The organism is Tabrizicola flagellatus (genome assembly GCF_008271465.1).
GTDB classification, from domain to species: Bacteria; Pseudomonadota; Alphaproteobacteria; order Rhodobacterales; family Rhodobacteraceae; genus Tabrizicola; species Tabrizicola flagellata.
In genome coordinates this window covers 1-26729 of record NZ_VMDU01000023.1, presented here as the reverse complement: position 1 = coordinate 26729, position 26729 = coordinate 1, and the positions used below count along the sequence as shown (strand labels likewise).

At 66.7% G+C, this 26729-nt stretch carries 26 protein-coding genes; 12 read left to right on the top strand and 14 right to left on the bottom strand.

From position 1 onward, the window contains the following. From FL625_RS18435 to FL625_RS17255, 5 genes are all read left to right on the top strand, one after another. Positions 1-209, top strand: a 209-nt coding sequence (locus FL625_RS18435; RefSeq protein ID WP_235019480.1) for a hypothetical protein, incomplete at its 5' end; no start/stop codon positions are given. 198 nt (positions 210-407) lie between these two features. Further along, positions 408-1214 carry a serine O-acetyltransferase gene (cysE, locus tag FL625_RS17270; RefSeq protein ID WP_149589910.1) on the top strand — a complete coding sequence of 269 codons (807 nt, stop codon included), beginning with the start codon at positions 408-410 and terminating at the stop codon, positions 1212-1214. Positions 1215-1224: 10 nt separating this feature from the next. After that, the gene (locus tag FL625_RS17265; protein ID WP_149589909.1) at positions 1225-1866 is read left to right on the top strand and encodes a lysophospholipid acyltransferase family protein; all 642 of its coding nucleotides are present in this window, start codon (positions 1225-1227) and stop codon (positions 1864-1866) included. Next, positions 1863-2807: a phosphatidate cytidylyltransferase gene (locus tag FL625_RS17260; protein ID WP_149589908.1), complete on the top strand. Its 945-nt coding sequence runs from the start codon at positions 1863-1865 to the stop codon at positions 2805-2807. The genes FL625_RS17265 and FL625_RS17260 overlap by 4 nt, the downstream gene beginning before the upstream one ends. Continuing rightward, a complete protein-coding gene (locus FL625_RS17255; RefSeq protein WP_149589907.1) occupies positions 2804-3427 on the top strand; it encodes a CDP-alcohol phosphatidyltransferase family protein in 624 nt (207 codons plus the stop codon). Before FL625_RS17260 ends, FL625_RS17255 begins: the two co-directional genes overlap by 4 nt. Before the next feature lie 87 nt (positions 3428-3514). Here FL625_RS17255 and FL625_RS17250 read toward each other — a convergent pair whose 3' ends face one another. The 6 genes from FL625_RS17250 to FL625_RS17225 all read right to left on the bottom strand — a co-directional run bounded on the left by FL625_RS17250 (position 3515) and on the right by FL625_RS17225 (position 9971). Further along, positions 3515-4849 (bottom strand): pyruvate dehydrogenase complex dihydrolipoamide acetyltransferase, encoded by a 1335-nt coding sequence (locus FL625_RS17250; RefSeq protein ID WP_149589906.1) that lies wholly within the window; start codon positions 4847-4849, stop codon positions 3515-3517. 10 nt (positions 4850-4859) lie between these two features. Then, positions 4860-6236, bottom strand: a complete 1377-nt coding sequence (locus FL625_RS17245) for a pyruvate dehydrogenase complex E1 component subunit beta (protein WP_149589905.1) — start codon at positions 6234-6236, stop codon at positions 4860-4862. A gap of 13 nt (positions 6237-6249) precedes the next feature. After that, a complete protein-coding gene (gene pdhA, locus FL625_RS17240; RefSeq protein ID WP_149589904.1) occupies positions 6250-7236 on the bottom strand; it encodes a pyruvate dehydrogenase (acetyl-transferring) E1 component subunit alpha in 987 nt (328 codons plus the stop codon). A gap of 158 nt (positions 7237-7394) precedes the next feature. Next, a complete protein-coding gene (locus FL625_RS17235; protein ID WP_149589903.1) occupies positions 7395-7697 on the bottom strand; it encodes an FtsB family cell division protein in 303 nt (100 codons plus the stop codon). Between the two features lie 149 nt (positions 7698-7846). Then, a complete protein-coding gene (locus FL625_RS17230; RefSeq protein ID WP_149589902.1) occupies positions 7847-8731 on the bottom strand; it encodes a fructose bisphosphate aldolase in 885 nt (294 codons plus the stop codon). A gap of 49 nt (positions 8732-8780) precedes the next feature. Then, positions 8781-9971, bottom strand: a complete 1191-nt coding sequence (locus tag FL625_RS17225) for a phosphoglycerate kinase (protein WP_149589901.1) — start codon at positions 9969-9971, stop codon at positions 8781-8783. A 139-nt stretch (positions 9972-10110) separates the two neighbouring features. Here FL625_RS17225 and FL625_RS17220 point away from each other — a divergent pair, with 139 nt between their 5' ends. Both FL625_RS17220 and FL625_RS17215 read left to right on the top strand, forming a co-directional pair. Further along, positions 10111-10623 carry a peptidylprolyl isomerase gene (locus FL625_RS17220; RefSeq protein ID WP_149589900.1) on the top strand — a complete coding sequence of 171 codons (513 nt, stop codon included), beginning with the start codon at positions 10111-10113 and terminating at the stop codon, positions 10621-10623. Next, complete coding sequence (locus FL625_RS17215; RefSeq protein ID WP_149589899.1) at positions 10613-11191, top strand: peptidylprolyl isomerase; 579 nt, start codon at positions 10613-10615, stop codon at positions 11189-11191. Before FL625_RS17220 ends, FL625_RS17215 begins: the two co-directional genes overlap by 11 nt. A gap of 32 nt (positions 11192-11223) precedes the next feature. On the opposite strand, the gene tyrS is transcribed toward FL625_RS17215, so the two are convergent. Further along, positions 11224-12474 carry a tyrosine--tRNA ligase gene (gene tyrS / locus FL625_RS17210; RefSeq protein ID WP_149589898.1) on the bottom strand — a complete coding sequence of 417 codons (1251 nt, stop codon included), beginning with the start codon at positions 12472-12474 and terminating at the stop codon, positions 11224-11226. 56 nt (positions 12475-12530) lie between these two features. Here tyrS and FL625_RS17205 point away from each other — a divergent pair, with 56 nt between their 5' ends. Continuing rightward, positions 12531-13628 (top strand): anhydro-N-acetylmuramic acid kinase, encoded by a 1098-nt coding sequence (locus tag FL625_RS17205; RefSeq protein WP_149589897.1) that lies wholly within the window; start codon positions 12531-12533, stop codon positions 13626-13628. On the opposite strand, the gene rarD is transcribed toward FL625_RS17205, so the two are convergent. The 4 genes from rarD to FL625_RS17185 form a co-directional block, all read right to left on the bottom strand. Further along, complete coding sequence (gene rarD, locus FL625_RS17200) at positions 13612-14535, bottom strand: EamA family transporter RarD (protein WP_149589896.1); 924 nt, start codon at positions 14533-14535, stop codon at positions 13612-13614. The two genes, FL625_RS17205 and rarD, sit on opposite strands and share 17 nt — an antisense overlap. A gap of 183 nt (positions 14536-14718) precedes the next feature. Beyond that, positions 14719-15630, bottom strand: coding sequence for a fatty acid desaturase (locus FL625_RS17195; protein WP_235019479.1), 912 nt, complete (start codon positions 15628-15630; stop codon positions 14719-14721). Beyond that, the gene (locus tag FL625_RS17190; RefSeq protein WP_149589895.1) at positions 15627-16034 is read right to left on the bottom strand and encodes a cupin domain-containing protein; all 408 of its coding nucleotides are present in this window, start codon (positions 16032-16034) and stop codon (positions 15627-15629) included. Before FL625_RS17190 ends, FL625_RS17195 begins: the two co-directional genes overlap by 4 nt. Beyond that, complete coding sequence (locus FL625_RS17185; RefSeq protein ID WP_149589894.1) at positions 16031-16564, bottom strand: pseudouridine synthase; 534 nt, start codon at positions 16562-16564, stop codon at positions 16031-16033. Before FL625_RS17185 ends, FL625_RS17190 begins: the two co-directional genes overlap by 4 nt. Before the next feature lie 75 nt (positions 16565-16639). Between FL625_RS17185 and FL625_RS17180 the strand changes: the two genes are divergently transcribed. Beyond that, the gene (locus tag FL625_RS17180) at positions 16640-17698 is read left to right on the top strand and encodes an NAD(P)/FAD-dependent oxidoreductase (protein WP_149589893.1); all 1059 of its coding nucleotides are present in this window, start codon (positions 16640-16642) and stop codon (positions 17696-17698) included. A 78-nt stretch (positions 17699-17776) separates the two neighbouring features. Here the strand turns inward: FL625_RS17180 and eno are convergent, their stop codons facing one another. The 3 genes from eno to FL625_RS17165 are packed head-to-tail and all read right to left on the bottom strand — an operon-like array spanning position 17777 to position 20904. Then, entirely contained in the window at positions 17777-19054 is a 1278-nt protein-coding gene (gene eno, locus FL625_RS17175) for a phosphopyruvate hydratase (RefSeq protein ID WP_149589892.1), read from the bottom strand. A 51-nt stretch (positions 19055-19105) separates the two neighbouring features. Next, positions 19106-20005 (bottom strand): DMT family transporter, encoded by a 900-nt coding sequence (locus tag FL625_RS17170; RefSeq protein WP_149589891.1) that lies wholly within the window; start codon positions 20003-20005, stop codon positions 19106-19108. Between the two features lie 56 nt (positions 20006-20061). Continuing rightward, complete coding sequence (locus tag FL625_RS17165; protein ID WP_235019477.1) at positions 20062-20904, bottom strand: DUF533 domain-containing protein; 843 nt, start codon at positions 20902-20904, stop codon at positions 20062-20064. Positions 20905-20997: 93 nt separating this feature from the next. Between FL625_RS17165 and FL625_RS17160 the strand changes: the two genes are divergently transcribed. From FL625_RS17160 to FL625_RS17150, 3 genes are all read left to right on the top strand, one after another. Next, a complete protein-coding gene (locus FL625_RS17160; RefSeq protein WP_149589890.1) occupies positions 20998-21885 on the top strand; it encodes a DMT family transporter in 888 nt (295 codons plus the stop codon). Between the two features lie 481 nt (positions 21886-22366). Further along, a complete protein-coding gene (locus tag FL625_RS17155) occupies positions 22367-26059 on the top strand; it encodes a vitamin B12-dependent ribonucleotide reductase (protein ID WP_149589889.1) in 3693 nt (1230 codons plus the stop codon). A gap of 76 nt (positions 26060-26135) precedes the next feature. After that, positions 26136-26669, top strand: a complete 534-nt coding sequence (locus tag FL625_RS17150) for a hypothetical protein (protein ID WP_149589888.1) — start codon at positions 26136-26138, stop codon at positions 26667-26669. Positions 26670-26729 lie beyond the last annotated feature (60 nt).

The following is a 26729-nucleotide window of genomic DNA, read 5'->3' as shown; positions in this document are numbered from 1 at the left end:
TCCTCGCAGACCCACCTTGGCACATCGATGCCGTCGGGGGGCGGTCACATCATCAGAGCCCCGAGTATGGCGTCAGCTCGCCCGAGTTCACCTACACGTCCACCATGCGGGCCCTGGACGGAGTCACCGGCGCGTTCGACGTCTCGGTCGCCCAGGTGTCGCAGCGTTTCGGCGCAGGACCATTCCGGAAGATCGGCATCGCCATGTGACAAGGCGCAGCGGCAAGGATCCTGGTGCCGTGTTAGCCACACTCCGGCCCTCGCAAGGGCTGCCTGGGCCGGGAGCCAACTTCGTGAACCAGGAACTGGGTTGCCGTCATTGCCGCCCGTGATCGGTAGCACCACAGAATTGCGTCTCGTCAGTCGTGTCCGATGTGGTATGAAAGGGCCTCACCGGAGGGCATGACAATGCTTGAGACCAAGACCAGAGTTACGGCCGTCGATCCCGTTTGGCGCCGCGTCTGCGAAGAGGCGGTGGAAGCCATCCGCAACGAGCCGCTGCTCGGTGGTCTCATCCATTCTGGCCTCCTGCACCACTCCTCGATGGAGCGCGCGCTTGCCTACCGCTTTTCCCTCAAGCTCGCCTCGGGCGAGATGAGCGAACAGATCCTGCGGGAGATTGCCGATCAGGCCTATGACAGTGACCCCGAAATTGGCGCGGCGGCGCGTTCGGACCTGATGGCTGTCTACGAACGCGATCCGGCGTGCCACCGGTTCCTCCAGCCGATCCTTTTCTTCAAGGGATATCAGGCCGTTCAAGCCTATCGGATTGGCCACTGGCTCTGGCAGGCCGGGCGTATTGACCTGGCCTACTTTGTCCAGATGCGGGTGTCAGAGGTTTTCGGCGTGGATATCCACCCCGCTGCTCGTGTCGGCAAGGGGATCATGATCGACCATGCCCATTCGATCGTCATCGGCGAAACGGCCGTCGTCGGCGACAATGTCTCGATGCTTCATTCCGTCACCCTGGGCGGCACCGGCAAGGAAGACGGCGACCGGCACCCGAAGATCGGAGACGGCGTTCTTATCGGCGCCGGAGCCAAGGTGCTGGGCAACATCCGCGTCGGTCATTGCTCCCGGATCGCTGCTGGGTCCGTTGTTCTCGAGGACGTGCCGCACAACACGACCGTTGCCGGCGTGCCGGCACGGGTTGTCGGCAAGGCGGGATGCGCCCAACCAGCGCTGACCATGGACCAGATCCTGAAGTCGGAATGACCAACCCAGCATGATCCCCGTCGTCAAGGCCTTCGCTGCCCGCGTGACGGGGATGGCGATCTCGACCTTCGCGCGCTTCATGACCGCCCCGCGCGCCGTTTGGCAGGGGATCGAACCGGCGCCGCGTCTGCGTGTGTATTTCGCCAACCATTCATCGAACGGCGATTTCGTCCTGCTGTGGACTGCCTTGCCGACACCGCTCAGACGGCAGACCCGTCCCGTCGCAGCGCTCGACTACTGGCTCAGCTCACCCCTCCGCGCCTTCATCGGGCGCGAGGTGTTCAACGCCGTTCTCATCGATCGCCGTCCCGAGGCGAGGACCGAGGATCCTGTGGCCCAGATGGTTGCGGCCCTCGACCAAGGATCATCGCTCATCCTCTTCCCCGAAGGCCAGCGCAACAGTTCTGACGCGCCACTTCTTCCCTTCAAGTCCGGGCTTTACCACCTTGCCAAGGCACGGCCCTCCGTCGACCTTGTCCCTGTCTGGATCGCAAACCTCAACCGCGTGATGCCGAAGGGCGAAGTCATCCCCGTGCCCCTTATCTGCACCCTGACCTTCGGCGCACCACTCCACGTCGAACCCGACGAAACGAAAGAGGCCTTCCTCGCCCGCGCAAGTGAGGCGCTGCTCGCGCTGAAGGGGCCCGCATGACCTCCCCGCACCTCCTGTGGCTCCTCGCTGGCGTTGGCACGATCCTTGTCGCCGCATCTGTCATCGGCGAGATCCTGCGTGCCCGCCTCTCGCCTGCGGGCGAGAACCCGGTGATCGAGAACCTCAACGCCCGCATCAATGCCTGGTGGGTGATGGTGATCTGCCTCGCGCTCGCCTTCATCGCCGGAAAGCCGGGTGTCGTCCTCCTCTTCGCGCTGTGCTCCTTCGCTGCGCTGCGCGAGTTCCTCACCCTCACGACCCACAACCGCGCCGATCACTGGTCACTCCTCGCCTGCTTCTTCCTGATCCTTCCCCTGCAATACTGGTTTCTCGCCACCGACTGGTACGGGATGTATTCGATCTTTATCCCGGTCTATGCCTTCCTTCTCCTGCCTGTGACCTCCGCGCTCCGCGGCTCCACCAAGGACTTCCTGGTTCGCGTATCGGAAACCCAGTGGGCGCTGATGATCTGCGTCTACTGCGCTAGCCACGTCCCGGCGCTTCTCTACCTCCAGATCCCCGGGTTCGACGGGAGAAACGTCATCCTCATCGCCTACCTCATCTTCGTCGTGCAGCTTTCCGACGTCCTGCAATACGTCTGGGGCAAGCTTATCGGCCGCACCCGGGTCGCCCCCAACCTCTCGCCATCGAAAACCTGGGAGGGCCTGGTCGGAGGCACCCTCTCCGCCACTGCCATCGGCACAGCGCTTTACTGGATGACCCCGTTCACGCCGCTCCAGGCCGCGGGCATGTGCCTCCTCATCACGCTGATGGGCTTCCTCGGCGGTCTCGTCATGTCGGCGATCAAGCGTGACCGGGGAATCAAGGACTGGGGCCACCTCATCGCCGGGCATGGCGGCTTTCTCGACCGGCTCGACAGCGTGATCTTCGCCGCACCCATCTTCTTCCACATCACCCGCTGGGTCTGGTCCACGACATGAACGATCAGAACCGCCGCCCCCTCACCTCGCGCAATTCCGCCTGGGCCGCGCGCCTTTCGTCCTGGGCAGTGCAGAAGGGCCTGACCCCCAATCAGATATCCCAGGCCTCCATGGCCTTCGCCGCGATCGGCTTGGCGCTCTACTGGCTCTCCACGACCGGCGGTTTCCTCCAGTTCCTCTGCCTGATCCTCGCCGCCGCCACGATCCAGGCCCGCCTCGTCTGCAATCTGATCGACGGCATGGTCGCAATCGAGGGCGGCCGTGGCGCCAAGGACGGCCCCTTCTGGAACGAGGCGCCGGACCGCGTCTCGGACGTCCTCTTCCTCGCCGGGGCCGGCCTCGCCGCAGACACCCCGGCCTTGGGCCTCCTCGCCGCAGCCCTCGCCATTGCGACCGCCTACATCCGCGAGCTTGGTCGGGCCGAGGGCTTCCCCCCGGATTTCTCCGGCCCCCTCGCCAAGCCGCAGCGCATGGCTGTCCTGACGGTTGGCACCGTCCTCTCAGCCCTCTACGCGACGCATTGGACCCTGACCTTCACCCTCTGGATCATCGTCGGAGGCACCGTCGCTACGGTCCTCCGCCGGTCCTGGACCCTCATCGAGAAACTGAAGTCCCGATAGAAAAGGGGGACCGAAGCCCCCCAATTTCATCTGTCCAGAAATATCCCGCAGGGGGTGGGGGGACGCGAAGTCCCCCACCTCACCGCCTCACGCCAGCATGACCATCGGGTTCTCCAGCGCCTCGATCACGGCCTTCAGAAACTCCGCGCCCAAGGCTCCGTCGATCACCCGGTGATCCACCGACAGCGTCATCGACATCACCGTCGCGACCCCGATGGTCCCGTCCGCCATCACCACTGGCTTCTTGATCCCCGCGCCCACGGCCAGGATCGACCCATGCGGCGGGTTGATGACGGCGTCGAAATTCTCGATTCCCATCATGCCAAGGTTGGAAATCGCAAACGATCCGCCCTGATACTCATGCGGTGCAAGCTTCTTGGTCTTCGCGCGCGCCGCCAGGTCCTTCATCTCGGCCGACAGCGCGCTCAGCGACTTCTTCTCCGCATCGCGCAGGACGGGCGTGAACAGCCCGCCATCGACGGCAACAGCCACCGCCACGTCCGAGGGCTTCAGCCGCAGCATCCGGTCTCCAGCCCAGACGGCATTCGCGTTCGGCACCGCCTGCAAGGCCATCGCGCAGGCCTTGATGATGAAGTCGTTCACCGACAGCTTCACCCCGCGCCCCTCAAGCTGCCTGTTCAGCTGCTCGCGGAACGCCATCAGCGCATCCAGCCGCACTTCGCGGCGAAGGTAGAAATGCGGGATGGTCTGTTTCGCCTCGGTCAGACGTGCCGCGATGGTGCGGCGCATGCCGTCGAGCGGCACTTCCTCGTAGGCGCGATCCGCATACATCTTCAGCACCGTCTCGGCCGCCATGCCCGTCGGCATCGCCGCTGCCGGAGCCGCCGCCGGGGCAGGGGCCACCGCCTTCGGGGCCTCCGCGACCGGAGCCGCCGCAGGTTTCGCCACCCCAGGCTGAGCGCCCTCGACATCCGCCCGCACGATCCGCCCATGCGGGCCACTGCCCTTGACCGCCGTCAGGTGCAGTCCCTTCTCCCTGGCGATCCGCCGCGCCAGGGGCGAGGCGAACACCCGCGCGCTACCCGACGCAGGGGCCACCGCAGGGGCAGGGGCCGGGGCAGGGGCCGCCGACGAGCCGCCCGACGCGGCGACAGCCGAGGAGGCGGACGAGGAGGCAGCAGCGGAGGCTTTCGGCTCCGCGGCTGCCGAGGCATCCTCGCCATCGTCCAGCAGCACCGCGATGGGCGTGTTCACCTTCACCCCCGCCGTGCCTTCGGCCACGAGGAGGCGGCCCACCACACCCTCATCGACCGCCTCGAACTCCATCGTGGCCTTGTCGGTCTCGATCTCGGCCAGGATCTGGCCCGACTTCACCGCATCGCCTTCCTTCACCAGCCACTTGGCCAGCGTGCCCTCTTCCATCGTCGGGGACAGGGCCGGCATCAGAATTTCGGTCGCCATGGCCTCACCTCTACCTGTAGCAGACGGACTTGACGGCGGTGACAACCTCCGCCGGGGTGATCAGCGCGAACTTTTCGAGGTTCGCCGCATAGGGCATAGGCACGTCCTTGCCCGTGCAGGTCACGACCGGGGCGTCCAGATAGTCGAACGCCCGCTGCATGATCGTGCTGGCCAGGTGGTCGCCGATCGAGCCGACCGGGAAGCCTTCCTCGACCGTGACGCAGCGGTTGGTCTTCATCACCGAAGCCAGCACCGTGTCATAGTCGATGGGGCGCAACGTCCGCAGGTTCACCACCTCGGCGCTGATCCCCTCCTTCGCCAGCTCCTCCGCCGCCGCCATCGCGTGCGAGCAGCCGATCCCGAAGGACACCACCGTCACATCCGTCCCCGGCCGCAGGATACTGGCCTTGCCGAACGGAATGGTGAAATCTCCATCCGTCGGCACCTCGAAGGACCGCCCGTAGAGGATCTCGTTCTCCAGGAAGACCACCGGGTTCGGATCCCGGATCGCGGTCTTCAAGAGGCCCTTCGCATCCGCCGCCGTATAGGGCATGCAGACCTTCAGCCCCGGGATCGCCGCATACCAGGCCGCGAAGTCCTGGCTGTGCTGCGCCGCCACCCGCGCCGCCGCCCCGTTCGGGCCGCGGAACACCATCGGGCTGCCCATCTGGCCCCCCGACATGTACAGCGTCTTGGCCGCCGAGTTGATGATGTGGTCGATGGCCTGCATCGAGAAGTTGAAGGTCATGAACTCGACGATCGGCTTCAGGCCCCCCCAGGAGGCCCCGACCCCGATCCCGGCAAAGCCCATCTCGGTGATCGGCGTATCGACAACCCGGCGCGCGCCGAACTCGTCCAGCAGGCCCTGCGAAATCTTGTAGGCCCCCTGATACTCGCCGACCTCTTCCCCCATCAGGAAGACCGTCGGATCGGCCCGCATCTCCTCGGCCATCGCCTCGCGCAGCGCCTCGCGCACCGTCATCGTCCTGGTCGGACCTTCGGGCAGGTCGGTATGCGGCCAACCCGCCGCCGCTACCGGGGCAGGGGGGGCAGCCACCGGGGCCGCCGCGACCGTCGCCGGCGCTTCCGCCGCCGCAGCGACCGCCGCCACCGGTGCCGCCTTCGGTGCGTCAGAGACGCTCTCGCCGTCCTCGACTAGCACCGCGATCGGCGTGTTCACCTTCACGCCCGCCGTGCCCTCGGCCACCAGGATCTTGCCGACGATCCCTTCATCGACCGCCTCGAACTCCATCGTCGCCTTGTCGGTCTCGATCTCGGCGATGATCTGGCCGGACTTGACCGTGTCACCCTCCTTGACCAGCCATTTCGCCAGCGTCCCTTCCTCCATGGTCGGGGACAGCGCGGGCATCAGAACTTCGGTTGCCATGATTTCCCCTCCCTTACGCGTAGATATCCGTCCAGAGCTCGTCCATCGGCGGCTCCGGGCTGTCCTTGGCGAATTCCGCACTTTCGTTCACGATCGCCTTGATCTCCTTGTCGATGGCCTTCAGCTCCTCGTCCGAGGCCAGCCCCCCCTGCGTCAGCAGATCGCGCACATGCTCGATGCAGTCCTTCTCGGTCTTGATCTTCTCGACCTCTTCCCGCGTGCGGTATTTCGCGGGGTCCGACATCGAGTGCCCGCGGTAGCGATAGGTCATCATCTCCAGGATATAGGGGCCATTCCCCGCCCGGCAGTGCGCCACCGCCTTCTCGCCCGCGGCCTTCACTGCCAGCACGTCCATCCCGTCGACCTGCTCGCCCGGAATGCCATAGGCGAGGCCCCGGCCATACAGCGTGGTGGACTTGGTGGACCGCTTCACGCTCGTCCCCATCGCATACTGGTTGTTCTCGATCACGAAGATCACCGGCAGCGACCACAGCTCGGCCATATTGTAGGTCTCATAGACCTGCCCCTGGTTCGCCGCGCCGTCACCGAAATAGGTGAAGGTGACGTTGTCATTGCCCAGGTACTTGTCCGCAAAGGCCAGCCCGGCCCCCAGTGGCACCTGAGCGCCGACAATCCCATGCCCTCCGTAGAAATGTTTCTCTTTCGAGAACATGTGCATCGAGCCGCCCTTGCCCTTGGAATAGCCTCCGATGCGGCCCGTGAGTTCCGCCATCACGCCCTTCGGGTCCATCCCGCAGGCCAGCATGTGTCCGTGGTCGCGATAGCTGGTGATCCGCTTGTCGCCCGCCTTCGCGGCCGCCTCCAGGCCCACGACCACCGCTTCCTGCCCGATGTAGAGGTGGCAGAACCCCCCGATCAGGCCCATGCCGTACAGCTGGCCCGCCTTTTCCTCGAACCGGCGGATCAACAGCATCTCGCGGTAATATTTAAGCAGCTCTTCCTTCGAGACGTTCGGTCTCGCTTCGGGCTTCTTCGCCATCGGGCTCCTCCCAGGCAGTTTGCAGGTGCAGAATATGGTTTAGTATTAAACCATCCATACAGCATCGGTGTTTATTGGGTCAAAGGGAATCTCCCCCGCCGCGCAGGGCTGCGCGGCATGGCACCCATGCGCCCAGGTCAAGGCTGGAAGGGGGCGCTTCAGCGGATGGCGATCTCGTCGGCGCGCATGTAGCCCAGCACGTCGCGCGCCTGCTGGTCCAGAAGGTCGAGGTCCAGATAGGTGTCCGACAGGCGGTGCGTCAGGTTCTCCATCCTGGCCAGTTCGGCCGAGAGGCGGTCGCGTTCGGCCCGCAGGGCCTCGGCCTCGGCATGGATGGCGACGCGGGCGAACATGCCGTATTCGCCCTGCACGGCGTTGAAGGTGAAATAGACCCCCAGCGCCGAGACAAAGGCCAGATAGGCCAGTCCGCCAAGACCACGCTGCGATTGTGCTGCCGACATGCGCCCTTCTCCGGCCCGTCTCATGCGGGCCTGTGACGAATCATGACACAAGCCGAATCGCTTGTGAATCCCGAAAACGCGCCGTCCTCAAAGACTTGAACGCAAACGGGGGGCCGCCAGCCCCCCGCGCGCGCAGAAGCAGCAGCGTCTCAGGTGATCGAGGCCGCGTAGATCCCGTCCACCGCGCCCTGCAGCACCGCGTCGAACTCGGCATCGGACTGCTGCGCGCTCAGCCCCTCGCTCAGCGCGCGGCTGAAGCTGGCGATGATCCCGTGGTTCTGCGCCAGGATCCGGTTCGCCTCGTCGCGGCTGTAGCCGCCCGAAAGCGCCACCACCTTCAGCACCTTGGGATGCTTCACCAGCGGCTGATAGAAATCCGGCACCGTGGGCAGCGACAGCTTCAGCATGACCTGGCCGTCCACACCCTCCAGCGCCTTCAGGATCTCCTCCTGCAGGATCGCCTCGGCCTCGGCCTTGTCGGGGATCGAGATGGTGACTTCGGGCTCCAGGATCGGCATCAGGCCGTGGGCGGCCACCTGCCGGCCGATCTCGAACTGCTGCGCGACGATGGCGGCGATGCCCTTGCGGTTGGCCGCATTGATGACCGACCGCTCCTTGGTGCCGAAGATCCCGGCCTTCTTCGCCCGCTCAAGAAGCGCATCCAGCCCCGGGATCGGCTTCATCAGCTGCACGCCGTCGGCTTCCACCTCCAGCCCCTTGTCGATCTTCAGGAAGGGCACGACGCCGCGCTTTTCCCACAGGTAGGTCGCGGTCGGGATGCCGTCGATGGTGCGGTCCATGGTCTGCTCGAACAGGATCGCCCCCACCACCTTGTCGCCGGTGAAGGCGGGGGACTTGATGATCCGCGCGCGCATGGCGTGGATCAGGTCGAACATCTGCTCCTCGCCCGAGTAGTCGCTTTCGGAAATCCCGTACAGCTTCAAGGCCTTGGGGGTCGATCCGCCCGACTGGTCCAGGGCCGCGATGAATCCGCGCCCGTTCCGCACCTGTTCGGTCATCTTCGCGTTGGTCATGTCCGTCTCCCGAATGTCACCGCAGGCATAGCCGCCGCGGCCCCGTCCCTCAACCCATCAGCGCCTTCACGCCGGGCAATTCCTTGCCCTCCATCCATTCCAGGAACGCGCCCCCGGCGGTGGAGATGAAGGTGAAATCCTCCGCTGCCCCCGCCGCCTTCAGCGCGGCCACCGTATCGCCGCCGCCCGCGACCGAGATCAGCTTGCCGGCCTTGGTCAGCCGCGCCGCCGCCTGCGCGGCCGCATTGGTCGCGGCATCGAAGGGCTCGATCTCGAAGGCCCCCAGCGGCCCGTTCCAGATCAGCGTCTTGGCCTCGGCAAAGACCTGCTCCAGCCGCCGAACCGTCTCGGGCCCGGCATCCAGGATCATCGCGTCGGGCGGGCAATGGTGAACGCCCACCGTCTGGCTCTCTGCCCCGGCCTTGAACTCGCGCGCCACCACCACATCGACGGGAAGATGGATCTGGCACCCCGCGTTCTGCGCCCGGTGCCGGATCTCGCGCGAGGTCTCGGCCATCTCGCGCTCGGCCAGCGACCGGCCGACCTCGATCCCCTCGGCCACGAGGAAGGTATTCGCCATCCCCCCGCCGATCACCAGGTGATCGACCTTGGTGACCAGGTTCGCCAGCAACTCGATCTTGGTCGAGACCTTGGCCCCGCCGACCACTGCCACGACCGGCCGCTCGGGCGACCCCAGCGCCGCCTCCAGCGCCTTCAGCTCCGCTTCCATCAGCCGCCCCGCCGCCGCCGGCAACAGCCGCGCCAGCCCCTCGGTCGAGGCATGCGCCCGGTGCGCGGCGGAGAAGGCGTCGTTCACATAGACCTGGCCCAGCTTCGCCATCTCGGCGGCAAGCGCGGGATCGTTCTTCTCCTCGCCCGGATGGAAGCGGGTGTTCTCCAGCAGCACCACCTCGCCCGGCCCGGCCTTGGCGATGGCCTCGGCGGCAGGTGCGCCGACGCAATCGGTGCCGAACACCACCTTCCGCCCCAGCGATCCGGCCAGCGCCTCGACGACATGGGACAGGCTCATCTCGGGCACGACCTTGCCCTTCGGCCGGTCGAAATGCGCCAGCAGCACGACCTTGCCGCCCTTGGCGATGATGTCGTCCACCGTCGGCCTGATCTTGTCGATCCGGGTCATGTCGGTGACGCGCCCGGCCTCCATCGGCACGTTGATGTCCACCCGCACCAGCACCACCTTGCCGCCAAGGTCCATCTCGTCCAGTGTTTTCCAGGGCATCGTGTCATCCTCCGTGAAAGCCTGCCTGCACATGCCCCCGATATCACGCGCCCGTCAACCGCTTGCAACGCTTTGCGCTTCCCTTGGCCGGATGCCGCCGCTACGGTCGCGCCCGACCTGAACCCCGAAGGAGACCCCGATGGCCCAGATCAAGGACCCGGAAAACACCATCATCCTGACGCTGAAGGACGGCGAGGTGGTGATCGAACTTCTGCCCGAAGTGGCGCCCAAGCACACCGAGCGGATGAAGCAGCTTGCCCGCGACAAGGCCTACGACAACGTGGCCTTCCACCGGGTGATCGAAGGCTTCATGGCCCAGACCGGCGACGTGGAGAACGCCAACATGGCCTCGCCCAACTACAACCCGCGCCGGGCGGGCACCGGCGGCTCGCAGTATCCCGACCTCCCGGCCGAATTCTCCAAGCTGCCGCACGACCGGGGCACCCTGGGCGCCGCGCGCTCGCAGAACGTGAACTCGGCCAACAGCCAGTTCTTCATCAACTTCAGCGACAACCATTTCCTGAACGGGAACTACACCGTCTATGGCCGGGTGATCTCGGGGATGGAGCATGTGGACAAGATCGCCCGGGGCGAGCCTCCCGCGAACCCCGACCGCATGATCACCGTCAGGGTGGCCGCCGATGTCGCGTAAGCTGATCCTCGCAGCGGCGCTGGCCGCCGTCACCGCCTCCGCCCACGCCCAGGAAACCGACGGCCCCGGCCCGAACCTGGTGATCGAGGTCGCGGGCCAGGCCAACGGCATCGTGGTCATCGACCTTCTGCCCGATGTCGCGCCGAAGCATGTCGCCCAGATCGTCGCGCTGGCGAAAGAGGGCGCCTATGACAACGTGGTCTTCCACCGCGTGATCGACGGCTTCATGGCCCAGACCGGCGATGTCCAGTTCGGCAAGGCCGGGGGCGACCTCGGCATGGCCGGGCGCGGTGGCTCGTCGAAACCCGACATCCCGGCCGAGTTCACCAACACGCTCAGCTTCCAGCGCGGCGTGGTCGGCATGGCGCGGGCCCAGGACCCGAACAGCGCGAACAGCCAGTTCTTCATCACCTTCGGCGACGCCAGCTTCCTCGACGGCCAGTACACCATCTTCGGCAAGGTCATCTCGGGGATGGAGGTCGTGGACGCGATCAAGCGCGGCGAGGGCCAGAACGGCGAAGTCTCGGCCCCAGCCGATGTCATGGTCAAGGTCACCGTGCAGGAATGACCTGAGGGCAGGGCGGTCACACCCGCCCTGCCTTACTCCAGCACCACCAGCGCGTGGCGCTTCTTGCCGGCGGTCAGCTTCAGCGGCTCGACCAGATGGCTCGCGCCATAGCGCAGGCCGGGATCGGTGATGAGCTCGTCGTTCACCCGCGCGCCGCCTTCCGCGATCAGCCGCTTGGCGTCCTTGCCGCTGGCCGCCAGCCCCGCCCGAACGAAGAGCTGCACGATCCCCACACCCTCGGCCAGTTCCTCGGGATGCAAGGTCACCCTGGGCAGGTCCTCGCCGATCCCGCCCTTCTCGAACACCTCGCGCGCCGTCGCCTCAGCCGCCGCCGCCGCCTCGGCCCCGTGCAGAAGGCCCGTCGCCAGGTTCGCCAGCAGGATCTTCGCCTGATTGATCTCCGCCCCGCCAAGGCTGCCCAGCCGGTCGCATTCCTCGACCGGCAGCTCGGTGAAGATCTTCAGGAACCGGCCCACATCGGCATCGGTCGTGTTGCGCCAGAACTGCCAGAACTCGTAGGGCGACAGCATGTCGCCGTTCAGCCAGACCGCGCCGCTTGCCGACTTGCCCATCTTGCGCCCGTCGCTCGTGGTCAGAAGCGGCGTCGTCAGCCCGAAGATCTCCTTGTCGATCACCCGGCGCGTCAGGTCGATCCCGTTGATGATGTTGCCCCACTGATCCGACCCGCCCATCTGCAACAGGCAGCCATAGCGCCGATGGATTTCAAGGAAATCATAGGCTTGCAGGATCATGTAGTTGAATTCCAGGAAGGACAGCGACTGCTCGCGGTCCAGCCGGGACTTCACGCTCTCGAACGACAGCATCCGGTTGACGCTGAAATGCCGCCCGATGTCGCGCAGGAAATCCAGATAGTTGAGATTGTCCAGCCATTCGGCATTGTTCAGCATGATGGCGTCGGTCGGGCCATCGCCATAGGTCAGGTAATTGGCAAAGACCTTCTTCAGCCCCGCGATGTTGGCGTCGATCGCCTCGGGCGTCAGCAACGGCCGCTCCTCCGACCGGAACGAGGGGTCGCCCACCTTGGTCGTCCCCCCGCCCATCAGCGTGATCGGCTTGTGCCCGGTCTTCTGCAACCAGCGCAGCACCATGATGTTCATCAGATGCCCGACATGCAGGCTGGGGGCGGTCGCGTCATAGCCGATGTAGGCCGGCACCACGCCCTTCAACAATACCTCGTCAAGCGCCTGATAATCCGTGCAATCGGCAACAAAGCCCCGCTCGAACATCACACGCATGAAGTCAGATTTCGGATGGTAGAGCATGGCCGCCTCGGTCTAGGATGTCGCGCGGTATAGCTTCGCGTGAGGCGCAAGGGAAGATGCGGAAGGACGGGGCCTTGTGGGCGCTGGGGGCGATGTCGGGCACCTCGCTCGACGGCGTCGATGCGGCGATGATCAAGACCGACGGGCACTCGGTCTATGCCTTTGGACCCTCCGCCTACCGGCCCTATTCGGACGAAGAGCGGGCAGTGCTCCGCGCCGCGCTCGGCCACTGGCCCGGCGATCCCGAAACCGCCGCCGCCGCCGAAGTGGTCGAGACCGCCCATGCCGAGGTCCTCTCCCGCTTCACCGGGGCCGAGGTGCTGGGCTTCCACGGCCAGACCCTCGCGCACGAGCCCGCCGGGCGCGGCACGCATCAATGCGGCAACGGCGCGATCTTCGCCCAGCTGCTCGGCCTGCCCACTGTCTGGGACTTCCGCAGCGCCGACGTGACCATCGGCGGGCAGGGGGCGCCGCTCGCGCCCTTCTACCATTTCGCGCTGGCCCGCCACCTCGGCGCGACCGAGCCGCTCGCCTTCCTCAACCTCGGCGGCGTCGGCAACATCACCTGGATCGACCCCACCGCGCCCGGCCCGGAAAATCCCGGCGCGCTTCTCGCCTTCGACACCGGCCCGGCCAATGCGCCCCTGAACGACCTGATGCAGGTCCGGCTCGGCAAGGCGCTGGACGAGGACGGCGCGCTCGCCGCCCGGGGCGAGGTGGACGAGGACTTCCTGGCGCGCTTCCTGCGCCATCCCTGGTTCGACCTTGCGCCGCCCAAGTCGCTGGACCGCAATGCCTTTGCCGATCTGGTCGCGCGGCTGGACCTCCTGTCCGATGCCGATGCCGCCGCCACACTGACGGCCCTTGCCGCGGCCTGCGTGGCCCAGGCGCAGATCCATTTCCCGGCCCCGGTGACGCGGATCCTGGTGACGGGCGGCGGGCGGCTCAACCCGGTGATGCTGCGCGAACTGCGCCGCCGCATCCCCTGCACGATCCTGCCGGTCGAGGACGTGGGTCTCGACGGCGACATGCTGGAAGCCCAGGCCTTCGCCTTCCTCGCGGTCCGCGTGTTGCGCAAGATGGCGACCTCGGGCCCCGACACCACCGGCGCGCCTGCACTGGTCGGCGGTGGGCAGATCAGCCGTCCCGATTGATGCGTGCGGCGAGGATCGGCAGCGAATAGATCGCCAGCGCCGCCCAGATCAGGCTGAAGGCCAGCAGCTTCACCCCGCTGAACGGCTCGCCGAAGACGAAGACCGCGGTCAGGAAGATCATGGTCGGAGCGATGTATTGCATGATGGCGATGGTGGACAGGGTCAGTCCCTTGGCGCCGTTGGCATAGATCATCAGCGGCACCGCCGTCACGATCCCGCAGCCCAGAAGCAGCGCATTGTCCCAGGCCACTCCTTGCAGGAAATGCCCGGTGCCCTGCGCCTGCAACCAGCCGACATAGGCCAGCGCCGGGGCCAGCAGGATCAGCACCTCCAGCGTGAAGCCCTGGTTCGGCCCGATCGGCAACCGCCGCTTGAGATAGGCATAGGCCCCCCAGGTCAGCGTCAGCCCCAGCGCCACCACCGGCAGCCGTCCCGCCTCCCAGGTCAGGATGCCGACCGCCGCCACCGCCAGCCCGATCGCCGCCATCTGCATCCGCCCCATCCGCTCGCCCAGCAGGACCGCGCCAAGGAAGATGGAAAACAGCGGATTGATGTAATAGCCGAGTGCGGCATCCAGCGCGTGGCCGGATCCGATGGCCCAGACATAGATCCCCCAGTTGACGCTGATCAGCGCCGCCGTCATCGCGGCCATGCCAAGCATCCGGGGGCTGCGCAGCGCGGCCTTCAGGTCCGCCGTCCGGCCCAGCCAGAACAGCACCAGGATCGCGATCGGCACCGACCAGATCACCCGGTGCGCGATCACCTCGATCGGCGGGATATGCGCCAGCGCCTTCATGTAGATCGGCAGGAACCCCCACAGCAGATAGGCCGTCAGCGCGTACAGGAAACCGGGCAGGGTATCGCCGCCGGGAACGGCTGCGCGGGGCAGGGCAGGGGTGTCGCTCATGCCGCAGACCTAGCGGAACCCGCCGCCGCCGGCCACCCCGATCTTGTGCCCCGCACAATCCGGGAAACCCGACCCCGCGCTTGCCCTTTTGCCAAATACTCCCGCCGGAGGCATCCACCTTCTGCCCCCGGGCGCGCCATCAGGGTTGACAGATCCTGAATACCCACGGCCAAGCTCTTGATTTCATTCGGCCCGCTCCCCTGCCCAGCGTGGACGCCGCGCCAGGTAGTCGCGCGTGAAGGCCGCATAGCCCTCGGCCGTGACCTTGAGTTCCTCGCGCATCATCCCGTGCAGCGCGGGCAGGCGATGGAAGGGCACCGTCGGCCAGACATGATGCTCGACATGGTATGGCATGTTCCAGGCCAGCCAGCGCACCGCCCGGGTGGTGAAGGTGGTCCGGGTGTTCTCGAACATGTTCGCCACCTCCGGGCAGTCGCCATGCTCGGCCAGAAGGTAGAGGCGCAGGAAAGGCTGGCCCAGAAGGACCGGCACCAGCCAGACCCAGAGCAGAAGGTCCGTCCAGACCAGCGACAGCCCGGCCAGCCCATAGACCACCGCCATCCCCCGCGCCTCGGCCACCACCCGCGCTTTCGCGCCCTCGGCCACGAAACCGTCGTCCACCCGCCCCGCGACCAGCCGCGTCATCAGCCGGACCTCGGCGATCCAGTAGGGCAAGCCCGAGACGTGCCAGAGCCACGCCCCCCGCGTCGCGGGCTTCGGCCCCGCCAGTTCCGGGTCCTTGCCTGGCAGGTTCGTCCAGCGGTGATGCGCCATGTGAAAGGCGCGGAACCACTCGAAGGGCAGAACCAGCAAGAGCCCGCAAAGCCGCCCCACCCAGTCGTTCAGCCAGACCGACCGGAACGGCGTCCGATGCGTCGCCTCGTGCTCCAGCGTGAACAGGAACACGATCAGCACCCCCTGCACCGGCAGAAGCAGTCCCCACCCCGGCACGCCGCCCGCGATCAGCGCACCCGTGCCGAGGATCAGCCCCAGATGCCCCGCCAGATGCCGGAGACCCGGCCCATCCCGCCGCTCGGTCATCGCCTCGCGCAGGTCGGCGGGAACGGCGGCAAGAAAGGCGCGGTGGTCCCTCACAGGCTCCACCCCGGCGGGGCCAGCTCGAAGCCCTCGAAGCGGAAACCGGGGCTTACCGTGCAGCTGACCAGCGTCCAGTCGCCGGTGGATCGCGCCGCCTGCCACCAGCCCGCGGGCACCACCGCCTGCACCACCTCGCCGCCCAGCACGTCCGGCCCCAGCCGCACCTCCTCGGCGCGCGCCACGCCCATCGACAGGACCAGCGGCGCCCCGGCATGCCAGAGCCAGATCTCGTCCGCATCCACCCGGTGCCAATGCGACCGCTCGCCCGCCTTCAGCAGGAACAGGATCGCCGTTCCGCTGGCCCGGCCGCCCACCTCCGGCCCCTTCCAGGTCTCGCGATACCAGCCGCCCTCCGGGTGCGGCATCAACCCCAGCTTCGCGACGATCGCCTCGGCCGTCATGCGTCCCTCCACTCCCCCGGCGCCAGCCCCTCCAGCGTCCAGTCCCCCACCCGCCACCTTATCAGCCGCAGGCACGGGAGGCCCACCGCCGCACACATCCGCCGCACCTGCCGGTTCCGCCCCTCGCGGATCGTCAGCTCGATCCACCCGTCCGGCACCGTCTTGCGCACCCGGATCGGCGGCACCCGGGGCCAGAGCCAGCCGGGCTCATCCACCGCTCGCGCCCGTGCCGGCAGGGTAGGGCCGTCGTTCAACTCCACACCCCGTCGCAACCGCTCGAGCGCCACCTCGGTCACCACCCCCTCGACCTGGGCAAGATAGGTCTTCTCCAGCTTGAACTTCGGATCCGCGATCCGCGCCTGAAGGCGGCCGTCATCGGTCAGCACCACCAGCCCCTCGCTGTCACGATCCAGCCGCCCCGCCGGATAGACCCCCTTCACCGGGACGTAATCCGCCAGCACCGCCCGCTCGCCTTCGCGGCTGAACTGGCAGAGCACGTCATAGGGCTTGTTCAGCAGGATCAGGGTCATGTCCGATACCTACAGGAGGACCCTCGAACCGGGAAGCCGGTTGCCAACCTGCCCGCTCCGTGCCAGCCTTCCCCCATGCCCCGAACCCTCATCATCGGCGCAGGCATCACCGGCGCGGCGCTGGCCTTCCAGCTTTCCCGTCGCGGAGAGCATGTAACCATCGTCGCCACCCATACGCACGGCGGCCTCGCCTCGGCGGCCAGCTTCGGCTGGCTCAACGCCTCCTACTACCTCAGCCCAGCACACTACCATCTGCGCCACGAAGGCCTCGCCGCCCACCGCCGCCTGACCAAGGCCCTGCCGGACCTGCCGACCCGCTGGCCCGGCTGCCTCTGGTACGAGGCGACGGGCGAGGCGCAGGACGAAACCGCCGCCGACCTCACGGCCCTCGGCTATACGGTCCACCGCCTGACCCGCGCGCAAGTGGCCGAACGCCTGCCCGCCCTCGGCCCTGTCCCGGACACCGCGCTGTACTTCCCCGAGGAAGGCGTCGCCGACCCCGGCATCCTCGCCCGCGCGCTGATCGAGGCCTCGGGCGCAGAGGTCGTCACCGCCACCGTGCAACACCTGACCGAGGCGCAGGGCCGGGTGACCGGCGTCCTGACCGACCTCGGCCCGATGCCCGCCGACCGGGTCATCCTCGCCACCGGCACCGGCACGCCCGCGCTCCTTCAGCCCCTCGGCTACAGGCTGCCCATGCTCACACGCCCCGGCCTGATGATCCGCACCAACCCATTGCCGCCCGTCTGCCCGCTGGTCCTCGCCACGCCCGAGCAGGAGGTCCGTCAGGACCGCGAGGGCCGCCTGACGACCCCGGCCTCGGCCGGCCATCAGTCCGACCATGCCGAGGCGCTGGGGGCCTTCCCGGTGGTGGTCAACGCGACACTGGCACGGCTCCGGACCCTGTTTCCGGGTCTCGACATCCACTTCGCCCGGCAGGCCATGGCCCTGCGCCCCGTCCCCGAGGATGGATTGCCGGTCGCGGGGCAGGGGCCGGTTGCGGGGCTGTGGATCGCCGTCATGCATTCGGGGGCGACGCTCGCACCCGTGGTGGCCGAATGTCTTGCCGACGAGATCCTGGGCGGGCACGACAGCCCGCTGTTGGCCGATTTCCGGCCCGGCCGCTTCCAGTAAGAACGGGGCGTCCCTCGCGGAAAGCCCCGACTTCCTGCGGAAATCGGACCGGAATTCGCAAGAATTCCGGCCCCGGCCTCAGACCTTCAGCACCGAACGACCGGCATATTCCGCCGTCTCGCCCAGCATCTCCTCGATGCGGATCAACTGGTTGTACTTGGCCAGCCGGTCCGACCGCGACAGCGACCCGGTCTTGATCTGCCCGCAGTTCGTCGCCACCGCCAGATCGGCGATCGTCGAATCCTCGGTCTCGCCCGAGCGGTGGCTCATCACGTTCGTGTAGCCCGCGCGATGCGCCATCTCGACGGCCTGCAGCGTCTCGGTCAGGGTGCCGATCTGGTTCACCTTCACCAGCATCGAATTCGCGATGCCATCGGCAATCCCGCGGCCCAGCCGTTTCGGGTTGGTCACGAACAGATCGTCGCCGACCAGTTGCAGCTTGTGACCCAGCTTCTCGGTCAGAAGCTTCCAGCCGTCCCAGTCGTCCTCGGCGCAGCCGTCCTCGATCGAGATGATCGGATAGTCGGCGGCCAGCTTCGCCAGCCAGTCCACATTCTCTTCCGGGCTCAGCGAGAGGCCCTCGCCTTTCATCTCGTACTTGCCGCCCCTGAAATACTCCGTCGAGGCGCAGTCGAGCGCGAGGTAGATGTCCTCGCCCGGCTTGTAGCCCGCCTTCTCGATGGATTTCAGAATGAAATCAAGCGCATCGCGGGCAGAGCTCAGATTCGGCGCGAAGCCGCCCTCGTCGCCGACATTGGTGTTGTGGCCGGCGGCGGAGAGTTCCTTCTTCAGCGTGTGGAACACCTCGGACCCCATCCGCACCGCCTCGCGGATGTCCTGGGCGCCGACCGGCATGATCATGAATTCCTGGATGTCGATCGGGTTGTCGGCGTGCTCGCCGCCGTTGATGATGTTCATCATCGGCACCGGCAGCACGCGGGCCGAGGTCCCGCCCACATAGCGATACAGGGGTTGCGCCGTGAACTCCGCCGCCGCCTTCGCGACCGCCAGCGACACGCCCAGGATCGCATTCGCCCCCAGCCGCGACTTGTTGGGCGTCCCGTCCATCTCGATCATCGTGCGGTCGATGCCGACCTGCTCGGTCGCATCGAAGCCGACGATCTCTTCGGCGATCTCGCCGTTCACCGCCGCCACGGCCTCCAGCACGCCCTTGCCCTTGTAGCGCTTGGCGTCGCCATCGCGCCGCTCGTTCGCCTCATGCGCTCCGGTCGAGGCGCCCGAGGGCACCGCCGCGCGGCCCATGCTGCCGTCTTCCAGCGTGACGTCCACCTCGACCGTCGGGTTGCCCCGGCTGTCCAGGATTTCGCGGGCGTGAATGTCGATGATCGTGCTCATGGGTGGTTTCCTCAAGGCCGAAGGGTGCTCTCCCGGCCCCTTTACCCCGGCTCAGACGATCAGGGAAGCACGTTTGCGCGCCCGTTCCCGGGCAAAGGCGTAAAGCCCCGATCCGACGACCAGCGCCGCGCCCACGAGCGTCGTGCCCGAAGGCCGCTCCCCCAGGAAGACCATCGCGATCGCCAGAGCGAAGACCAGCCGCGTATAGCGGAACGGCGCCACGACCGAGACCTCGCCCAGCCGCATCGCCGCCACCACCGCGTAATAGCCGAACAGGCCCGAGACCAGCGCCCCCGCAAGCCCGGCCCATTGCCAGGGCGTCGGCCAGAGGAAGCTCTGCCCCATGCCCGCCATCAGCAGGGCACCCGAGGGCACCAGCCCCAGATAGGCCCAGGTCGCCACCTGGAAGGTGCCGATCCGTGCCGGCATCGTCCGGGTCAGCAGGTCCCGCGCCGCCAGCGCCACGACGCAGGCCACCGTCAGAAGCCCGGTCGGATCGAAGGCCGCCCCCCAGGGTTCCAGGATCACCAGCACCCCCGCGAAGCCGACCAGGATCGAGGCCCAGCGTCTCCACCCCACCGTCTCGCCCAGGAACAGCGCCGCCCCCGCCACCACCACCAGCGGCGAGGCCTGCAACAGCGCCGAGGTCATCGACAGCGGCGCGAGGGCCAGGGCCACGATGTACAGCATCGCCGCCGCCGCCTCGGCCAGCGTCCGCCACAGGGGAACGCCGCGCAGAGCCTCGCGCGACAGCACCGCCTGCCGCTGCCCCGCCGCCAGCGCCCAGAACACACAGGCCCCGGCGGCCCCGGTCAGCGCCAGCACCTGGCCCGGCGGCATGGCCTCGGCCGAGCGTTTCAGGAACAGGTCCTCGACCGCGAAGAAGGCCATCGAGGCGACCATCATCAGCGCGGCGCGGGTATTGTCTGCCGCAGGGGTCGCGGGGGGCATCTCTCTCTCCGGTCAGGCGGCCCCCGGCCTACACCGCCCGACCGGCGAAGGGAAGCTCAGCGATAGAGCCGCGGCGCGCCCGCCCGGTCGTGGATCGCGTTCACCTGGTCCGGCGACAGGTCCAGCTCTCCGGCCAGCTTGTGCAGGTAGTCGGCCTCGGCCCGGTTGTCGAGGTTGATCGCCATCAGCGACACCAGATAGACCTGCGGCTCCAGCCCCGCCGGGACCGCGCGGGCCAGGCCCTTCACGTCCACCGGGCGTTGCAGTTCGGCCTGCACCGCTTGCACCTCGCGCTGCGTCGCATCGCCCATGGCCTGCATCAGGCGGGCCTTCTCGTCCGCGTCCAGTTCCCCGTCGCATTTCACCGCCTGGATCACCGCCCGCAGCATCAGCGCCGCCGAAAGTTCCTCCTCGCGCTTCGGCTCCGGCAGCGCCACCGGACCACCCGGCCGACGGTCGGCCAGCACCTGATCCAGCAGATCACCCACCCCGCCCGGCGCGGCGCCCCGTCCCGAAGCCGTCTGCGTCGGCGCCGCAGTCCCGCCGCCCGTCAACTGACCCAGCAGATCCTCAAGCCCGCCCTTCGGCGCGGTTGCGCGGGGGTTGCTCCGCTTCTGCCCCGACATCTGGGTCAACAGGTCGCCCAGCCCGCCGCCGTCCCCGCCCGCCGGGCGGCCGGTCGAGCTCCTGGAGGTGGTGCCGCTGCCCAGCACATCCTGCAACAGGTCCTCAAGCCCGCCCGGCTTGCCGGCGGACTTCGGATCGAACGGCGTGCCGCGCCCCGCGGTCCGGCCCGAGGCGGTATCCGCGCTGGCGGTTCCTCCCTGCGTCAGGCTGGTCACGCCCTTCACGATGGCCACACCGATCGCGACCTTCAGCAGTGTCTTGCCCAGACTCATCCCTTACCTCCCAACCCAAAACCAAAGATGGACCATGCTTGCTTGCCCCGGGCTGTCGGTCAATGCAAAAGGGTCCGCCGCCCAGGGGGAAACATGCGCAAGGATCGACTCGACGGTTTCGGCATCGCGATGCTTCTCGGCGTGCAGGGCGTGCTGGCCGTGAACCAGGTCCTCATCAAGATGGTCAACGCCGGCTTGCAGCCGGTGTTCTTCGCCGGCCTGCGCTCGCTTCTGGCCATCGGCTTCGTCTGGGCCTGGCTCGCCTGGCGCGGCCGCCCGCCACGCCTGCGCCGCCCCACTTTCGGCGCGGGCCTCCTGATCGGGACGCTCTTCGCCGCCGAATTCCTGTTCCTCTTCCTCGCGCTCGACCTGACCTCGGTCGGCCGCTCGGCGCTCATCATGTATTCCATGCCGGTCTGGTATGCGATCCTCGCCCATTTCGGACTGGGCGAACGGATCACCCCCACCAAGGCCGCCGGCCTTGCCCTGGCCTTCGCCGGCTGCGCCTCGGCGATCCTGTCGCGCCCCGACACCGGCGAGGCGAGCCTCGCGGGCGATCTCTGCGCGCTGGGCGCCGCCTGGGGCTGGGCGCTGACCGCCTTCATCGCCCGCCGCCCGGTGATGCGCGCAGAGGGGCCCGAGATGCAGCTCTTCTGGATGGTCCTCGTCTCGGCCCCGATCCTTCTCCTGGCCGCGCCCTTCTTCGGCCCGCTGATCCGCGACCTGCAAGCCGTCCATATCCTGGGCCTGCTGTTCCAGTCCTCGGTCGTGGTGGCGGGGGGCTTCATCGCCTGGCTCTGGCTTCTGTCGGTCTATCCGGGCGCGACGGTCGCCTCGTTCTCGTTCCTGACGCCAGTCCTCGCGGTGGGGCTTGGCGCGCTCGTCTTCGGCGAAACCGTCACGGGATCGATTCTCGCATCGGTCATCCTCGTTGCGGCGGGAATCGTCCTCATCAACCGGCCGCCGCGCCAGGCCGCGTAATCCGGGCTGGACGGGAATCGGCTCGTCGCTGGTGCCGCGTGTTGGGCAGGGTCTGAGGTCCTGCCGACAAGCTGGCCGGTTGCCTTGAAAATCCGGCGCTGTTCACAAACTGCGCGAAGAATGTCCCCAGACCTGTCCACAAGGGGCGGCGCCGGACCGGCTCACAAGTCCTGACGCGCGCGTGATGTGGCCGAAAAAACGTCAAGCCGAAAATCTGCTTTGACGCGAAATTTTTGCGTTGATCGAGGCCAAAGATTACGACACTTTGACAAAGCGGCAGGGGACACCACTAAATCTAGTGCCGCAGCGGACAGGCAGAACGACCCACACAAAGGGCATCCAAATCGGATGCGGCCCTCTTGGCGGCGCGAACCGTCAGGATCCGTCAACTGTTGCCCGACGCTGCGAAACCGGTTCGGCGCCCCCTGCGATTTGACAGAACCAATGGCCGTTTCTGGCCTAAAAACAGGAGTTCAGGGGCATGAAGATCGAGCGGCACTTCACCAGCGAAGCCACCGGCGCCTACGGGGCGATGGCCTTCACCACCACGGTTTCCGAAATCCGCAACCCGGACGGCAAGGTCGTCTTCCGTAACGACGCCGTGGAGGTTCCCGAGGGCTGGAGCCAGGTCGCTTCCGACGTGCTCGCCCAGAAGTATTTCCGCAAGGCGGGGGTTCCGGCGGTCCTGAAGAAGGTGAAGGAAAAGGGCGTGCCCGAATTCCTGTGGCGCTCGGTCGCCGATGAGGAAGCGCTGGCGAAACTCCCTGAAGATCAGCGCCTTGTCGGCGAAACCTCGGCCAAGCAGGTCTTCGACCGTCTCGCCGGTGCCTGGGCCTATTGGGGCTGGAAGGGCGGCTACTTCACCACCGAGGCCGACGCCCGCGCCTATTATGACGAGATGCGCTTCATGCTCGCGCGCCAGATGGCCGCGCCGAATTCGCCCCAGTGGTTCAACACCGGGCTGCACTGGGCCTATGGCATCGACGGCCCGTCGCAGGGCCACTTCTACGTCGATCATGCCACCGGCAAGCTGACCAAATCGGCCTCGGCCTACGAACACCCGCAGCCCCACGCCTGCTTCATCCAGTCGGTGAAGGACGACCTGGTGGGTGACGGCGGCATCATGGACCTCTGGGTCCGCGAGGCGCGGCTCTTCAAGTACGGCTCGGGCACCGGCACCAACTTCTCCTCGCTGCGGGGCGAGGGCGAAAAGCTTTCGGGCGGCGGCAAGTCCTCGGGCCTGATGGGCTTCCTCAAGATTGGCGACCGCGCGGCCGGCGCGATCAAGTCCGGCGGCACCACGCGGCGGGCGGCGAAGATGGTGATCTGCGACATGGATCACCCCGACATCGAGCAGTTCATCAACTGGAAGGTCATCGAGGAACAGAAGGTCGCCTCGCTGGTCGCCGGATCGAAGATGCATGAGGCCCGCCTGAACGACATCTTCGCCGCGATCCGCCAGTGGGATGGCGCGGAAGGGGACGCCACCGACCCGACGAAGAACGCCGCCCTGAAAGCCGCGATCAAGGCCGCCAAGAAGGCGATGATCCCCGACACCTACACCAACCGCGTGCTGCAATATGCGCGGCAGGGCTTCGACTCGATCGAATTCCCGACCTACGACACCGACTGGGATTCCGAGGCCTACATCTCGGTCTCCGGCCAGAACTCCAACAACTCGGTCCGCGTCACCGACGCCTTCCTGCGCGCCGTCAAGGAAGACAAGCCGTGGGAGCTGATCCGCCGCACCGACGGCAAGGTCGCCAAGACCGTCTCGGCGCGTGAGCTCTGGGACCAGATCGGCCACGCCGCCTGGGCCTGCGCCGACCCGGGCATCCAGTTCCACGACACCGTCAACGCCTGGCACACCTGCCCCGAGGACGGCCCGATCCGCGGCTCGAACCCCTGCTCGGAGTACATGTTCCTCGACGACACCGCCTGCAACCTGGCGTCGATGAACCTGCTGACCTTCTACAAGAACGGCCGCTTCGACGCCGAGGCCTATGTCCACGCCACACGGCTCTGGACCGTCACCCTGGAAATCTCGGTGATGATGGCACAGTTCCCCTCGAAGGAAATCGCCCAGCTTTCCTACGACTTCCGCACCCTCGGCCTCGGCTACGCCAATATCGGCGGGCTCCTGATGAACATGGGCCTCGGCTACGACTCGGACGAGGGCCGCGCGCTTTGCGGCGCGCTGACCGCGATCATGACCGGCGTCGCCTATGCGACCAGCGCGGAAATGGCCAAGGAACTCGGCCCCTTCGCGGGCTTCGCTCGCAACCGCGAGCACATGCTCCGCGTCATCCGCAACCACCGCGCCGCCGCCCATGCGACCGGCGCCTACGAAGGCCTGAACGTCCCGGCCGTCGCCCTTGACCACGCGAACTGCCCGGACCAAAGCCTTGTCGCGCTTGCAAAATCCGCCTGGGACGAGGCACTGCGCCTCGGTGAAGCCCATGGCTATCGCAATGCCCAGACGACCGTGATCGCCCCCACCGGCACCATCGGTCTCGTCATGGACTGCGACACCACCGGGATCGAGCCCGACTTCGCCCTCGTCAAGTTCAAGAAACTCGCCGGCGGCGGCTACTTCAAGATCATCAACCAGTCGGTCCCCGCCGCGCTGGAAGCCCTCGGCTACTCCACCTCCCAGGCCGCCGAGATCGTCGCCTACGCCGTCGGCCACGGCTCGCTCGGCCAGGCCCCGGCGATCAACCACACGTCGCTCATCGGCCACGGCTTCGGGCCCCGCGAGATCGAGAAGATCGAGGCCGCGCTGCCCTCCGCCTTCGACATCCGCTTCGTCTTCAACCAGTGGACCCTGGGTGAGGACTTCTGCAAGGGCACCCTCGGCATCCCGGCCGAGAAGCTGGCCGACCCGACCTTCGACCTTCTCCGTCACTTGGGCTTCACCAAGGCCCAGATCGACGCCGCCAACGACCATGTCTGCGGCACCATGACGCTGGAAGGCGCGCCGCACCTCAAGCCCGAACACTACAAGGTCTTCGACTGCGCCAACCCCTGCGGCAAGACCGGCAAGCGGTTCCTCTCGGTGGAATCCCACATCACCATGATGGCCGCCGCCCAGTCCTTCATCTCGGGCGCGATCTCCAAGACCATCAACATGCCGAACTCGGCCACGATCGCGGATGTGCTGGCGGCCTATGAGCTCAGCCACTCCCTCGGCATCAAGGCCAATGCGCTCTACCGCGACGGCTCCAAGCTCAGCCAACCCCTTGCCGCCGCCCTGATCGAGGACGACGACGAGGCCGAAGAGGCGCTGACCAATGGCTCGGTCATGGAAAAGGCCCCGGTCGTCGCCGAAAAGATCGTCGAAAAGGTGATCGTCAAGGAAATCGTCCGCAGCCACCGCGAGAAGCTGCCGGAACGCCGCAAGGGCTATACCCAGAAGGCGATCGTCGGCGGCCACAAGGTCTATCTCCGCACCGGCGAATATGCCGATGGGTCCCTGGGCGAGATCTTCATCGACATGCACAAGGAAGGCGCGGGCTTCCGGGCGATGATGAACAACTTCGCCATCGCGGTCTCGGTCGGCCTGCAATACGGCGTGCCGCTGGAGGAATTCGTCGAGGCCTTCACCTTCACCCGGTTCGAGCCCGCCGGCATGGTCCAGGGCAACGACTCGATCAAGAACGCGACCTCGATCCTCGACTACATCTTCCGGGAACTGGCGATCTCCTACCTCGACCGTACCGACCTCGCCCATGTCGCACCCAAGGGCGCGAGCTTCGACGACCTCGGCCGCGGGGATGAGGAAGGCAAACGCAACATCGCCGAGCCTTCGGAGGTCGCCGCCTCGAAGTCGCTGGAGGTGCTGAAGCAGGTTGCCTCGACCGGCTACATGAGGAAACGCCTGCCGCAGGAATTCACCGTCCTGCAAGGCGGGCAGGGGGTCGCGGCCTTCGGCGGCGGCCTCGCCACCGGCACCGACACGGCCGCGCCGATGACGGCGGTCCTGTCGGAGACGCGCGTCTCCGGCTTCTCGGAGACGACCTCGACCTTCGCTCTCGGCACGGCGGACGCCCGCACCAAGGCCAAGCTGCAAGGCTACACGGGGGACAGCTGCGGCGAGTGCGGCAACTACACGCTGGTGCGCAACGGCACCTGCCTGAAGTGCAACTCGTGCGGCGCGACGACGGGGTGCAGCTGAGTCGCTTGACAGGCTGAACAACCATAGCGGCGGGCCAAATGCCCGCCGTTTTCTGCTTCATTGTTGGGGTTGATCAATGAGAAGCATCGTTGAGCGCATGCTCCCGCAGCAGTTCCTGCTTGATCTGGGAACTTACATGCAGACCGCGGCACACATTGACCTCGCCGTGTGGCAAACCACTATGCACGCAGAAGAGATCGACCCACACTCCGTAGAGGAGTACCGCGGCTATGTCAGTCTCAAACTCAAAACTCAGGAGCTGCCTTCTCGATTCAGGAACAGTGCGAAGAACTGTCCAAACACCATTGCTGAACGCATTCTGTCCTTAGCAGCGGACGTAGAGAGCGGGCTGGAAACGAGAAACTTGGCTGCGCACGGTGCTTTCTACTTCGAGGATCATCTGAACGGAACGTTAGGTGCGGCGCATTACTTTGCGCGCGGGAAAGGCAAAGAGCGTGAGCTCTTCGAAGTGAAGCAATCCATTACAAAACAACAGGTTGACGAAACCATACGAATCGCAGATCGGCTTCTCCATGACGTGATCGCGCTAAGGAAACTCGTAATCGACTGGCGATTTCCGGACGGAATGCCCGAGTTGCAGGACGCGTAGGCAAGTGACCTGCCCCCCGGAAGTTCCCTCGCTGTGATGTAGAGTCTGCCCAACCTGAGA

Coding starts and splice junctions, on each gene's coding strand:
- FL625_RS17155 (WP_149589889.1), top strand. CDS start 22,367: ATGAAGATCGAGCGGCACTTCACCAGCGAAGCCACCGGCGCCTACGGG.
- FL625_RS17205 (WP_149589897.1), top strand. CDS start 12,531: ATGCGGAAGGACGGGGCCTTGTGGGCGCTGGGGGCGATGTCGGGCACC.
- FL625_RS17260 (WP_149589908.1), top strand. CDS start 1,863: ATGACCTCCCCGCACCTCCTGTGGCTCCTCGCTGGCGTTGGCACGATC.
- FL625_RS17225 (WP_149589901.1), bottom strand. CDS start 9,971: ATGCCCTGGAAAACACTGGACGAGATGGACCTTGGCGGCAAGGTGGTG.
- FL625_RS17215 (WP_149589899.1), top strand. CDS start 10,613: ATGTCGCGTAAGCTGATCCTCGCAGCGGCGCTGGCCGCCGTCACCGCC.
- FL625_RS17230 (WP_149589902.1), bottom strand. CDS start 8,731: ATGACCAACGCGAAGATGACCGAACAGGTGCGGAACGGGCGCGGATTC.
- FL625_RS17170 (WP_149589891.1), bottom strand. CDS start 20,005: ATGCCCCCCGCGACCCCTGCGGCAGACAATACCCGCGCCGCGCTGATG.
- cysE (WP_149589910.1), top strand. CDS start 408: ATGCTTGAGACCAAGACCAGAGTTACGGCCGTCGATCCCGTTTGGCGC.
- FL625_RS17190 (WP_149589895.1), bottom strand. CDS start 16,034: ATGACGGCCGAGGCGATCGTCGCGAAGCTGGGGTTGATGCCGCACCCG.
- FL625_RS17160 (WP_149589890.1), top strand. CDS start 20,998: ATGCGCAAGGATCGACTCGACGGTTTCGGCATCGCGATGCTTCTCGGC.
- rarD (WP_149589896.1), bottom strand. CDS start 14,535: ATGAGCGACACCCCTGCCCTGCCCCGCGCAGCCGTTCCCGGCGGCGAT.
- FL625_RS17235 (WP_149589903.1), bottom strand. CDS start 7,697: ATGTCGGCAGCACAATCGCAGCGTGGTCTTGGCGGACTGGCCTATCTG.
- pdhA (WP_149589904.1), bottom strand. CDS start 7,236: ATGGCGAAGAAGCCCGAAGCGAGACCGAACGTCTCGAAGGAAGAGCTG.
- tyrS (WP_149589898.1), bottom strand. CDS start 12,474: ATGCTCTACCATCCGAAATCTGACTTCATGCGTGTGATGTTCGAGCGG.
- FL625_RS17165 (WP_235019477.1), bottom strand. CDS start 20,904: ATGAGTCTGGGCAAGACACTGCTGAAGGTCGCGATCGGTGTGGCCATC.
- FL625_RS17250 (WP_149589906.1), bottom strand. CDS start 4,849: ATGGCGACCGAAATTCTGATGCCGGCCCTGTCCCCGACGATGGAAGAG.
- FL625_RS17150 (WP_149589888.1), top strand. CDS start 26,136: ATGAGAAGCATCGTTGAGCGCATGCTCCCGCAGCAGTTCCTGCTTGAT.
- FL625_RS17255 (WP_149589907.1), top strand. CDS start 2,804: ATGAACGATCAGAACCGCCGCCCCCTCACCTCGCGCAATTCCGCCTGG.
- FL625_RS17185 (WP_149589894.1), bottom strand. CDS start 16,564: ATGACCCTGATCCTGCTGAACAAGCCCTATGACGTGCTCTGCCAGTTC.
- FL625_RS17245 (WP_149589905.1), bottom strand. CDS start 6,236: ATGGCAACCGAAGTTCTGATGCCCGCGCTGTCCCCGACCATGGAGGAA.
- FL625_RS17265 (WP_149589909.1), top strand. CDS start 1,225: ATGATCCCCGTCGTCAAGGCCTTCGCTGCCCGCGTGACGGGGATGGCG.
- eno (WP_149589892.1), bottom strand. CDS start 19,054: ATGAGCACGATCATCGACATTCACGCCCGCGAAATCCTGGACAGCCGG.
- FL625_RS17220 (WP_149589900.1), top strand. CDS start 10,111: ATGGCCCAGATCAAGGACCCGGAAAACACCATCATCCTGACGCTGAAG.
- FL625_RS17180 (WP_149589893.1), top strand. CDS start 16,640: ATGCCCCGAACCCTCATCATCGGCGCAGGCATCACCGGCGCGGCGCTG.